The sequence below is a fragment of the Chitinophaga agri genome (genome assembly GCF_010093065.1).
GTDB classification, from domain to species: Bacteria; Bacteroidota; Bacteroidia; order Chitinophagales; family Chitinophagaceae; genus Chitinophaga; species Chitinophaga agri.
Genome location: NZ_CP048113.1, coordinates 760,713 through 772,433 on the forward strand (window position 1 = coordinate 760,713; position 11,721 = coordinate 772,433).

At 48.1% G+C, this 11,721-nt stretch carries 9 protein-coding genes; 7 read left to right on the plus strand and 2 right to left on the minus strand.

The features are described from left to right. Positions 1-4 precede the first annotated feature (4 nt). The 5 genes from GWR21_RS02915 (at position 5) to GWR21_RS02935 (ending at position 5,714) form a co-directional block, all read left to right on the plus strand. The gene (locus GWR21_RS02915) at positions 5-604 is read left to right on the plus strand and encodes a nucleotidyltransferase family protein (RefSeq protein ID WP_162330284.1); all 600 of its coding nucleotides are present in this window, start codon (positions 5-7) and stop codon (positions 602-604) included. Beyond that, a complete protein-coding gene (moaA, locus tag GWR21_RS02920; protein WP_162330285.1) occupies positions 604-1,584 on the plus strand; it encodes a GTP 3',8-cyclase MoaA in 981 nt (326 codons plus the stop codon). The genes GWR21_RS02915 and moaA overlap by 1 nt, the downstream gene beginning before the upstream one ends. A 94-nt stretch (positions 1,585-1,678) precedes the next feature. Further along, a complete protein-coding gene (locus GWR21_RS02925) occupies positions 1,679-2,044 on the plus strand; it encodes a winged helix-turn-helix domain-containing protein (RefSeq protein WP_162330286.1) in 366 nt (121 codons plus the stop codon). A gap of 85 nt (positions 2,045-2,129) precedes the next feature. Further along, positions 2,130-4,682: a TonB-dependent receptor domain-containing protein gene (locus GWR21_RS02930; RefSeq protein WP_162330287.1), complete on the plus strand. Its 2,553-nt coding sequence runs from the start codon at positions 2,130-2,132 to the stop codon at positions 4,680-4,682. A 132-nt stretch (positions 4,683-4,814) separates the two neighbouring features. Beyond that, positions 4,815-5,714 carry a helix-turn-helix domain-containing protein gene (locus GWR21_RS02935; RefSeq protein ID WP_162330288.1) on the plus strand — a complete coding sequence of 300 codons (900 nt, stop codon included), beginning with the start codon at positions 4,815-4,817 and terminating at the stop codon, positions 5,712-5,714. On the opposite strand, the gene GWR21_RS02940 is transcribed toward GWR21_RS02935, so the two are convergent. After that, positions 5,711-5,944 (minus strand): DUF6965 family protein, encoded by a 234-nt coding sequence (locus tag GWR21_RS02940; RefSeq protein WP_162330289.1) that lies wholly within the window; start codon positions 5,942-5,944, stop codon positions 5,711-5,713. The genes GWR21_RS02935 and GWR21_RS02940 overlap by 4 nt on opposite strands. Before the next feature lie 76 nt (positions 5,945-6,020). On the opposite strand from GWR21_RS02940, the gene GWR21_RS02945 reads away from it, so the two are divergent. Beyond that, entirely contained in the window at positions 6,021-6,446 is a 426-nt protein-coding gene (locus GWR21_RS02945) for a hypothetical protein (protein WP_162330290.1), read from the plus strand. A 24-nt stretch (positions 6,447-6,470) separates the two neighbouring features. Continuing rightward, positions 6,471-11,504 (plus strand): DUF4132 domain-containing protein, encoded by a 5,034-nt coding sequence (locus tag GWR21_RS02950; RefSeq protein ID WP_162330291.1) that lies wholly within the window; start codon positions 6,471-6,473, stop codon positions 11,502-11,504. On the opposite strand, the gene GWR21_RS02955 is transcribed toward GWR21_RS02950, so the two are convergent. After that, positions 11,496-11,708: a YwbE family protein gene (locus tag GWR21_RS02955; protein ID WP_162330292.1), complete on the minus strand. Its 213-nt coding sequence runs from the start codon at positions 11,706-11,708 to the stop codon at positions 11,496-11,498. The genes GWR21_RS02950 and GWR21_RS02955 overlap by 9 nt on opposite strands. Positions 11,709-11,721 lie beyond the last annotated feature (13 nt).

Genomic DNA, 11,721 nt, shown 5'->3' on the forward strand with positions numbered 1-11,721 from the left:
GGATATGGAAAAATACGGTGTTATCATTTTGGGAGCGGGAAATTCATCCCGGTTGGGACAGCCGAAACAATTACTGATGTACCAGGGCAAAACCCTGATCTGTAAGATGGCGGAAGAAGCAATTGCGGCAGTAGGCAGTCCGGTGGTATTGGTGACCGGCGCAAACGCGCCCCTGATCATGAAAAAGTTGTGCGGGTTCGCACTCGAGATAATAGAAAATGACCATTGGTCAGCAGGCATGGGATCATCTATCAGCACAGGCATGAAGCTGATAGCCCGTCATACAGATCTCGCCGGGGTGATCATCATGGTATGTGACCAGCCATTCGTGAATGCAGCTCTCCTGCAACAGCTGATCGATCAGCAGACGATCGCCGGAAAAGGCATCATCGCCTGCACATACGATAACACGGCTGGTACCCCCGTACTTTTCAGCAATACCTATTTCGATGCACTCGCTGCCCTTGAAGGACAGCAGGGCGCTAAAAAGATCCTGCAGCAATCCACCGATGATCTGGCGCTGGTGCCATTTCCGCTGGGTGCGCTGGATATTGATACCGCTGAAGACTATCAGCGATTACTAACAGGGCAAGTCGTAAACTGATGATAATTGATTCGTATAACCGTGTGCATGATTACCTGCGGATTTCCCTGACAGATAATTGTAACCTGCGGTGTTTTTACTGCATGCCGGAAGAAGACTATGACTTCACGCCGGCTTCCCGGTTGATGCAGGCGGATGAAATAGCCACTTTAGCAGGGATATTCACTGCCAATGGCGTCCGTAAGATCAGACTGACCGGTGGCGAGCCACTGGTAAGAAAGGATGCTGCAAAGATCATCCTGTCACTTTCCCGGTTGCCTGTCGAACTGACCATGACGACCAATGGCGCCCGACTTCATGAATTTACAGACGTGCTGGAAGAAGCGGGTATCCGCTCGCTCAACATTAGCCTGGATACACTACAGCAGGATAAATTTACGCTCATCACCCGCAGGGATATTTTCCCGCAGGTGAAACGGAACATCGATCTGCTGCTCAATAAGGGTATTCGCGTGAAAGTGAACATGGTTGTAATGAAAGGGCTGAACGATAGCGAGATCAATGACTTCGTTGCCTGGACAAAAGATACCCCGGTACATGTCCGCTTTATTGAGTTCATGCCTTTCAGCGGTAACCGGTGGACGAGCAACAAGGTCCTGTCTTTACACGAGATCCTGCATGGCATCAACGCGGAATATGACTTCTTACCTTTGAAAGGAGGGGCAAATGATACGGCTAAAGGTTTTATCGTACCAGGCCACGCCGGCACCTTCTCCGTGATCAGTACCATGACCGAGCCTTTCTGCAGTACCTGCAACAGGATGCGTCTCACGGCGGATGGTAAACTCAAGAACTGTCTGTTCTCACAGGGAGAAACTGACCTGCTGACCGCCCTGAGAAATGGAGAAGATGTACTACCGCTTATACAGCAGAACATCCGCAGCAAAGCCAAAGAACTGGGTGGCCAGTTCACCGGCAAACTGGAAGATGTGCATGCAGAACTGATTAACAACAGGAGTATGATCACCATCGGTGGTTAATGCGTGAAGCGGTTACATTTGCAGACAGCGTATCCCCGGACAGTGAACAGCACCTCATCTCAAAAGCATCAAAAGACCAACCGGCATCTGAAACATGGAAAAGGCAATCAAGGACATTCTCTCTAATGGGTTACTGAAAATAAACGGAAGTCTCTGGATGGAAGGCGACGGCAAACGTTTCTTCGGTCCCGGCCCCGTAGAACTCCTGGAACTGATCCAGGAAACAGGTTCTATGAACCAGGCAGCCAAGAGAATGAAAATGTCGTATAAAAAGGCCTGGGAGCTGATTAATAACCTGAATAGCATGTCGGCGACACCTCTGGTCATCACCAGCACAGGAGGCGATAATGGAGGCGGTTCCGCTATTTCCGATGAGGCCCGTCAGCTGATCGCCTATCATCGTGAACTCAGGACCAGGTTCAGTAAATTCCTGGAAGAAGAGACGGCAAGGCTAAAATAATGACAGACAGACTGCACATCACCCGTATGTGCTTTTTTTACCTGATCGTTATATCTGATGGTATATAACGAAGCAAATCACTATTATGACCAGACATCTATTCATTGTGTGTAGCCTGGTGAGTGTGGGAGTGCAGGCGCAGGAAAATCCTGCTCCGCAAAAGGATACTGCTATTAAAATTTTATCAGAAGTAACGGTTTCGGCATCGCGTACGCGGGAAAGCCTGCTGCGGTCTCCGGTGAGTATACAGAAGGTCGGTGAACAGTACTTTCGTAACGCAGCCGCGCCTTCTTTCTACGACGCACTGGAGCACTTGCAGGGCGTGCAGCTGATCACCCCCAGTCTGGGATTTAAAGTGCTGAACGCACGTGGATTTGCCAATACGACAAATGTGCGCTTTGCTCAACTGGTTGATGGCATGGATGTACAATCGCCGCATATCGGCGGACCTATCGCCAACGCACTTGGTCCGTCTGAACTGGATGTCACTAACGTGGAAATATTGCCAGGTGTGGCGTCTGCCTTATATGGCATGAATACCATCAACGGACTGGCCAACATCACTACCAAAAATCCATTTACATCGGAAGGACTGCGTATCCAGCAGAAGACAGCCCTGACACATGCCGGAGATGCAAACAGCGCTGTGAAGGCCTATACGGAGACTAGTATCCGCTGGGCGAAGGTCATCAGTCCTACACTTGCGTTTAAGATCAATGGTACGTTCAACCACGGATACGACTGGATCGCCAATGATCACCGCGAACTGAATGGTGAGGCGAATGCCAGTACTGGTTTGCTGGGTAATGACAATCCGGCACAGGACCCGTTGAGCAGCTATGGCAATGAATCATCAGACAGAAAGACGATCTCCCTCGGTGGTCGTAACTATGTCGTATCACGGACCGGCTACGATGAGAAAGATGTAGTAGATTATCAACTGCAAAATACCAAGGCGGATGCCGGCATCTACTACGAACTGAAACCAGGTATGACGCTGACCTACCTCTATCATATGGCCCTGCTGGACAATATATACCAGCGCGCCAACCGCTTCCGGCTGGCAGACTATCTCGTACAGCAACACGGCTTGCAGTTTCAGTCGAACAGCGTGCAGCTGAAACTCTATCTGAACAGGGAAAACACAGGCAACTCCTACAATCTCCGGTCAATGGCAGAGAATATTGACCGTACCTATAAGCCCGATAATCAGTGGTACGCCGATTATACGGCTGCTTTCAATACCGCAACCGGCGCAGGCGCTACCATTGCCGATGCTCACAGACAGGGGAGGATCGCGGCTGATGCGGGCCGCCCCTTACCAGGAACGGCCGCATTTAATAACAGTCTGCACCAGCTGGCACAGATCAATAACTGGGATCTCGGTGCTGCCCTGAAAGTAAAGGCCAGCTTCATTCATGCAGAAGGACAGGTAGACCTTACACAGCAGCTGTTAAGTGATCTGAAAGAGAAAGCAGGCCTGCAGATACTGGTTGGCGCTGATCACCGTACCTATATCATTGAACCGGATGGTAACTATTTCATTAATCCGAAGGCCGGAAAGGAATATACCAATATCCGTTACGCGAAGACAGGTGGTTTTGTGTCTGTCACCAAAACGCTGCTGAACGGCGATCTGAAGCTGGGTGCCATTGTGAGAGGTGATAAGAATGACTATTTTGACCTGATGATCACACCGCGTTTTACAGCGGTGTATTCTCCTGTAACCACACAGCATTTCAGGGCATCGTACCAGAGCGGCTACCGTTATCCCAGCATCTTCGAAGCGTATTCTAATGTCAATAGCGGTGGCGTAAAACGTGTCGGTGGGTTACCAGCCATGTCTAACGGTATCTTTGAAAATGCATGGCTGGCATCTTCCATTACCTCCTTTCAACAGGCCGTCCTGAATGATGTAAACGGCGGCGGACTAACGCAGGACCAGGCCATCGATAAGAACAGGGGCCTGTTGAAAAAGAATCCTTATACCTACATCAGGGCGGAACATGTGCAATCAATAGAAATAGGGTATAAAGGGATTTTCGGAGAAGGGAGGTGCTTCATTGATGCAGAAGCTTACTTCAACAGGTATAAGAACTTTATAGCTCAGGCAAATATGAATGTGCCAAATACAACCGTACCGGATTCTATTCCATATGCCCTGTATAATAAAGCGAAGCAAAGTCCCTACAGGATGTGGACCAACTCTCAGACGGAAGTGAACAACTACGGTGGTAGCCTGGGTCTCACCTATAGTGAGCATGGCTATATGGCTAATGCAAATGTGACTTTCGCCAGACTGAAAATGTCTGATAAGGAAGACGGGCTGGAAGACGGTTTCAATACCCCTTCCTGGACGGTGAATATGTCATTGGCAAAGGAGCGTATTGTAAATCACGTAGGGGCGGGGATCTCCTGGAAATGGCAGAACGGCTATTACTGGCAGTCATTCCTGGTGAACGGCGATGTAGCTGCTTTTTCCACACTGGATGCACAGGCGAGCTACACATTTGATAAGATCGGCTGTAAAGTGAAACTGGGCGCCAGTAACCTCCTGAACAGGTACTATTATTCCTTTCTGGGAGGTCCGGCCATAGGAGGGATGTATTACCTGACAATGACGTACGGTATACGTTAAAAGAACAACTATTCTAATAAATAGTACTCACAAATGACTGCGTAAAGCGTTGGGATTTATAGGAAAAGCCTTGAGATAAGACTATTTTTTCGTAAATTTAGGACAGAATAGTCTTATCTCAAATTTGATAATATGGATGCCAACGCACACAAAAGTCAGGGATTTGTTGGATGTGACGGAACGAAGATAGAGAACGGGAACTTTAAGGTGCAATCTGTCAGTAATCAATGGAAAACCGCAACCCCATATATCCGCAGGGATTTTTATAAGATCACATTATTTACAGGGATCGCCCGGTTACATTATGCTGATACCGGCATATTGATCGACCGGCCTGCGCTGGTATTCTCTAATCCGCTGGTGCCTTACAGCTGGGAGCCTGTGTCCGATACCTGGACGGGCAACTACTGCCAGTTCACAGAGGAGTTTATGAATATTCATGAGCGTAGTCATCAGTCATTCCAGGATTCCCCGTTGTTTAAAATAGGTGGTAATCCGGTATGTTTCCTCTCGGCCGCGCAGTATGCCACCGTAGAAGCACTTTTCCAGAAGATGATAGAAGAGGAAGCGACGGATTATATACATAAACATGACGTGATCAAGAATTATGTTAATCTGGTGATCCATGAAGCATTGCGTGTACAGCCGGCGGAACCTGTCAGCAGGCCTACCAGCGCAGCCGTGCGTATAACGATGTCCTTTATGGAGCTGCTGGAGAAACAGTTTCCGATCGTCCATCCGTCGCAGACACTGTCGCTTAAAGCCGCCGGCGATTATGCAAAAAGTCTCGCTATTCATGTGAACCACCTGAACCATGCTGTCCGGGAGGTTACAGGAAAAGCCACTACGGTGCACATCAGGGAACGTATTATAGCAGAAGCGAAATTATTATTGAGAAATACAGACTGGAGTATCGCTGATATCGCGTATGCATTGGGGTTTGATTATCCGGCGTATTTCAATAACTTCTTTAAGAAGCAGACAGGGATGACACCCCGGTCTGCCAAACTGGTCACAACAGGGAGTAATTAGGCGGCTCCCTGTTCTGCCTGTGATAAAATTTCTTTTACCTGTACCAGACGATCGTAAAAAGGTTCAAAAATTGTGACCCCTTTTCTTAGCCTGATAATCTGAAGATGACTGAAAACAAAGGCTTTCACGTCAGTAATGTTAACCCCGGGGGCTAAATTTATTGTTTGTGGTAATACGGCTGTTTTAAAAAATTCCTCCATCTCCTGGATCTCTTTATCGGCATATTTCATGCGGCAAAGATAACAGTAACAGATATTTATGTGAATTTTTTTATCTTGGCGGCGCCATATATTAACCTGAACCCTGATGAAGCTGATAATCAATGTTAAAGCAGCAGGACGGAAACATGCCATACTCGAGAAGCAACATGCAGAAATAGATGACTTAGGCAATAACCCTTCTGTACAGGAACTGATCACCGCAGTTGTAAAACAACAGGTGAATGCTTACAACAGTAAGCCTTTTGAAAAGAATGTATTACCCTTTTTGACCAGTGAGCAGATCGAGGGACAGACTGCCAGTGGAAAAGTAGGTTTCGGAAGTATTTATAACGAACAGAAAGCAGATCCTGCGAAAGCACAGGAGGCAGCCCTGCAGGCCTTTGAAGACGGTATGTATGCCGTGTTTGCGGACGAAAGGGAGCTGACAAAGCTATCTGAACCAGTTGCATTAACCCCCGAGACAGTGATCACATTTATTCGATTAACATTTCTAGCCGGTAGTTACTGGTAATGGAAAACCCTTAATTTATTTGACATGAACGTGAAAACATTCCTCGAATCGAGGATTATCCCTGATTATGAGAAAGGACTTATCGAAACCCTTACCTCCGTTTATAACGGAACCGTCAGCCATCCACTACTGACCAGGAACATGGCGGAATTTGCATTGGTAATTGCACGCCGGTTAGAAGGACATACTGTTCCTAATAACAATCTTTATTATGAAATCCCTGTTGGCAGTAATACCTATAACAGGTTGATAGCATTGTTGCCGGAGAAAGAGTGGGAAGATGAGGAAGCATTTAACCTGTTACGCTTCCTCTTTGGTGAGGAGCATGCGGTCTACGTAAAACACGCCTGGTCGAAGTTCCGCTACCAGATATACCAGACCGGCAGCTACCGTCGTTCATTCCGTTCACCGGAAAAAAGAGAGATGTACCTCATCCATCAGCTGCATTTCCTGAAAGGCGTAATTTTTCAGTCCTACCTGTTCGGATATGATACACAGTACACTTTCACGTGCTATCATCTCAGCCTCCCGGAGCAGATCATCTGCGATCATGAGCATGGAACTCCCTATATGTACCATATCTGGGCAGCCGCACTGGATCTGGGTAACAACGAGGTATTCACTACGCTGGAGAATATCATCTACAATAAAGAACCAGTGGGTAAAGTCAGCCGGAACATTATTAAAGCGCTGCTGCTGAGTGATAAGCCCGAAGCCTGGGAGCTGGTGGCTAAGCTGTTGCTGGCGGCGCAAAGACAGGAAGGGCTCCGGCAGGCGGTATTGGAAGAGCTGGATGAAACGAGTACAGGAGCTTTGAAATATATGCTCAAAGTCATCATAGATAATAAACTGACCAGGTTCTCTGCTGTTGTCAGGGCATTGGATGTATGGGCTGGCCTGAACTGGGAGGCAGAGAAAGAATCCGCAGTAAAAAGCTTCGTGGAGAAAGCTTATACCTATCTCTCCGATCCGTCACTGATCCCAGCAGCTATCAAAAGTGATAATAACGCGGACGTATATATGGCCCTTTGGGCACAGGGTGTTTACGATATTGAGAAGACACTACCTTATTTGCTGGAACTGATGAAGGGAACGGATGTAGAGAAGCGGTGGCTTGCACAACAGTTTGTGAATGAGACGCGGCATCCTGCAGTAGATATGCCGGTGTTGTTTGCAGGTATTGAGGATGAGCACCTGGCAGTAAATGGCCTGGCAGTGAGGATCATAGAAAGGCGTGTCACTTTTAGGTCTAATTATTACGACAGGAATTATCCGCAGTTGTTCGATAAACTGCATGCCATACTACAACGTTCGTCTGTAAAAGAGAAGGCATTTGCCAATAAGCCCTTCCACTGGATGAATGGTACCTATAAACGAAGCGAAGTACTGGAAGCCATGCTGCCGCTGATAAAGGAAAGGTCGGAACGATTAGATACGGTGATGTCTTACTTCGATGATATGGAGCTTCCTGTGAAGTCCACGCTGACCAGAATTATCCTGCCGGGCTACACGGATTACAACTGGGATGAACGCAAGGAGGTAAAGCCTGTTACCGGTTTCCAGCGCACTTACTGCATGCGTATCATTAAAGAAAGAGGAGAGTTCCTGCAGACCTCCGCGATGAGGGCATTGACGAAAATAGTGCTGGTAGCAGAAGAAGCGGTCGTGCTCAAAGAGCTGTTAAAGCGTAAAAGCAGCGCGATGCGTAGCCAGATCATCGGTATCCTGATGCGACAACCTGATGCGATACTTTCAGGTCAGCTGGAAGACCTGCTGAACGGCGATGGTGAACAGCGGCTCGCGGGTCTGGATATCGCTATACAGCTTCAGCAGCAGCAGCGTTTACAGTCTGTGATCACCCCATTGCTGGAGACTTTCAGAAGCAGAAAGAGCATTCCGCAGAAGGAAGCGATCCTTCTGGAACAATTATCAGCCGATAAGCAGGTAGTGGTCTATGATAATACTAACGGATACGGATTATATGATCCGGCTGCGATAACGCCTGTCATTGCTCCGGCAAGAGATCCGGAGGATTATTACAACAGGTGCCTTGCTGAGGGACCATATGGTTTTACATTGCCGGAGGCCGCTATCAGAGAAGGTCTGAAGGAGCTGTATGCCTTGTTCATGGAACATGCAGACTATGAATACGAAGTAGCATATTACAACAATACACGGGAGAAGGTACTGCTGGGTAATACCATGCGAAGCACCATGCAAACCTTCGATGATGCTTTGTCGCCCGAAGAGCGCTATGCTACTTATCCGTTGTCTGGGTTATGGAAGGAATGGTATGAAAAGTCCGGTTTTACAGCAAGAGACCTTTTTATACTGAGTGATGTGACGGTACAGGCTGACTACGAAAGTTTTACAGGTGTTGCTATAATCGCCAGGCCACATATACCAGAGCTGAATGACTATCTGCCTGAAGGGATGACCAATGCGCACAGGTATAACTGGAGTAATCCGCTGTTACAGATATTGAAGGCGCTGGCGATCATTTATCCTTTTACAGAAAGAGAAGCATATCTCCTGGGCGCAGCTGCCAACCTGTTCGCTATATATCCGGAAGAGGTACTGAAGCATAAGTCGGTAGAAGCCTATCGCTATTATGCCTGCGGCGATGGCTGGCAGGACAATAGTTTACTGAACTGGTATCTTAACAGGCTTTCTGTCCGGCGCCTGAAAGATGAGGAGGTGGCCCGTTGCTGGCAGTTATACAACTGGAGACAGTTCTCCGGCTTACCTGAGAATATCCGCTACAGCCACCCGCCACTGGATATCTTCTGCCGTGCATTTCAGCAGGGCCTGATCTCAGAAAGTGAGATGTACAGGGGGATACTGGATGGCGACAATGTGCGCGTGCTTTCCAGCAGGAAAGAGGCCAAAGATGAAGAAGGTTATTTCGTCAGATATCCTTTCCTGCAGCCGATGTTCAACCGCGTGCGTGAGCACCTGCTGGACATTGAGTTAAAACGTGGAGATACTGCGACCAGTGTGACTGACTTTGCGAAAGAGATACAAAGCCTGGAAGGTACGCAGCGGTTTGCAGATATACTCGCCGGCTTAGGAAAGACTACGTTGCACAAAGGATATATCTACTCATCTGAGAGCGAGAATAAACAGCAATTGTTCAGTACAATGCTGAAACGTTGTTTCCCACTGGCTACAGATACGGACGAACAGTTCGCAGCAGCGATGGATCGTATAAAAGTAACAGAGACGCGTTTGCTGGAGGCGGCAGTGTATGCGCCGCAATGGCAGAAACTGGTGAGTAAGTATCTTGGCTGGAAGGGGCTGGATGCAGCAATCTGGTGGATGCATGCACATACAAAAACATCTGCTTATGCAGAGCAGACAGCAGAAGCAGAGAGTGAGATTGCCCGTTATTCTTCTGTAGATGTACAGGACTTCAAAGACGGTGCGGTCGATAAGGACTGGTTTCTGCAGGCCTATAAGGAGATCGGAACGGAGCGTTGGCAGAAAGTTTACGATGCCGCGAAGTACATCAGTGATGGGAATGGTCACCGCAGAGCAAGATTATATGCGGATGTGATGACGGGTAGCCTGAAGATCAGGGAGGTGACAGAGAAGGTAAGGGACAAACGCGATCAGGACTACCTGCGTATGTATGGACTGATACCATTGCATAAGACCAATAAGGAAAAAGATATCCTGGACCGTTATGAATATATCCAGCAGTTCAAAAAGGAAAGTAAACAGTTTGGTGCACAGAAGCAAGCGAGTGAGGCAACGGCGATCCGTATTGCGATGGAGAACCTGGCGAGAAATGCCGGTTATGCTGATCCGCAGCGCCTGACATGGGCCATGGAAACCAAACAGGTACAAACGATCCTCTCTAAGGAGACACAGGTGCAGTATGATGATGTGCTGATCGGGTTGATCATAGACGAAGATGGAGAAGCGGATGTGGTAGCATTCAAAAATGACAGGAAGCTGGCAAGTATTCCGGCAAAATATAAAAAAGATACCAAGGTACTCGAACTCCTGGAGTTTAAAAAGACCCTGAAAGAGCAGTTCCGCCGTTCCCGCAAGGCACTGGAAGATGCGATGGTCAAGGGAGATGCATTTGACGGAGCGGAGCTGATCAATCTGTTTACACATCCGGTGATCGCGCGTCACCTGGAGAAACTGGTCTTTATTACAGATAAGGGACACGGTTTCTGGACAGACGGTACGCTGGTACCATGTAAAGGGAAGGCAGTCAAAATAAGTGCGGATGACCAGATCAGGATCGCGCACTGTATCGATCTGCAGCAGACGGTGAGTTGGAGTGGTTACCAGCAGTATTGTTTTGAAAAGCAGATACAGCAGCCATTTAAACAGGTATTCCGTGAGCTCTATCTGCCGATGGAGGAAGAAATGCAGGAAAAGGCCGTTTCCCGACGTTATGCCGGTCATCAGGTACAACCATCCAAGACGGTAGCGTTACTGAAAACAAGGGGCTGGAAAGTGGATTACGAAGAGGGTTTACAGAAGGTATTCCATCAGCAGGGCTTCATGGTGAAAATGTATGCGCAGGCGAACTGGTTCTCTCCGGCGGAAGTGGAAAGCCCGGTACTGGAAACTGTGATCTTCCATCATATCAGAACAGGGCAGCCTGTAGCGTTTAAAGATATCGATCCGCGTATTTTCAGTGAGGTGATGCGGGATATTGATCTGGTGGTGAGCGTCGCACACGCAGGGGGCGTAGATCCTGAAGCGAGTCATTCAACTATTGAAATGAGAACAGTACTGCTGAATGAAACACTGCGATTGTTCAAACTGGATAATGTCACGGTGAGTGGTCATCATGCAAAGATCGCTGGCCAGTATGGCAATTACAGCGTGCATCTGGGAAGTGCAGTGGTGCATCAGATGCCAGGCAGGTACCTGTCTATCTTACCGGTGCATTCACAGCAACGGGGCAGACTGTTCCTGCCTTTTGCAGATGATGATCCGAAGTCGGCTGAACTGATTTCCAAGGTGTTGTTACTGGCGAGGGACAAAGAGATCCAGGATCCGACCATTCTGCGGCAGCTGGAATTCTCAGCGTAACAGGTCATCGTCCTCGCCGAAGGCGGCTACACGGCCTATCTGGCCGTCATCCAATCTGACCTTTATACCCCGGGAATGGTAGGGTGCCGATGTAAGAATATCTTTTACAATACCATACGTCAGGTTACCACTGCGTTGGTCTTTTTTAAGAATGATCGCTACCACCATTCCCGGTTTTATGTCTTTTCTGTATTGGCCGTCCATATATTTTTTTAAT

Excerpts from the sequence above, each read along its gene's own strand:
- GWR21_RS02915 (WP_162330284.1), top strand. The coding sequence starts at position 5 with ATGGAAAAATACGGTGTTATCATTTTGGGAGCGGGAAATTCATCCCGG.
- moaA (WP_162330285.1), top strand. The coding sequence starts at position 604 with ATGATAATTGATTCGTATAACCGTGTGCATGATTACCTGCGGATTTCC.
- GWR21_RS02925 (WP_162330286.1), top strand. The coding sequence starts at position 1,679 with ATGGAAAAGGCAATCAAGGACATTCTCTCTAATGGGTTACTGAAAATA.
- GWR21_RS02930 (WP_162330287.1), top strand. The coding sequence starts at position 2,130 with ATGACCAGACATCTATTCATTGTGTGTAGCCTGGTGAGTGTGGGAGTG.
- GWR21_RS02935 (WP_162330288.1), top strand. The coding sequence starts at position 4,815 with ATGGATGCCAACGCACACAAAAGTCAGGGATTTGTTGGATGTGACGGA.
- GWR21_RS02940 (WP_162330289.1), bottom strand. The coding sequence starts at position 5,944 with ATGAAATATGCCGATAAAGAGATCCAGGAGATGGAGGAATTTTTTAAA.
- GWR21_RS02945 (WP_162330290.1), top strand. The coding sequence starts at position 6,021 with ATGAAGCTGATAATCAATGTTAAAGCAGCAGGACGGAAACATGCCATA.
- GWR21_RS02950 (WP_162330291.1), top strand. The coding sequence starts at position 6,471 with ATGAACGTGAAAACATTCCTCGAATCGAGGATTATCCCTGATTATGAG.
- GWR21_RS02955 (WP_162330292.1), bottom strand. The coding sequence starts at position 11,708 with ATGGACGGCCAATACAGAAAAGACATAAAACCGGGAATGGTGGTAGCG.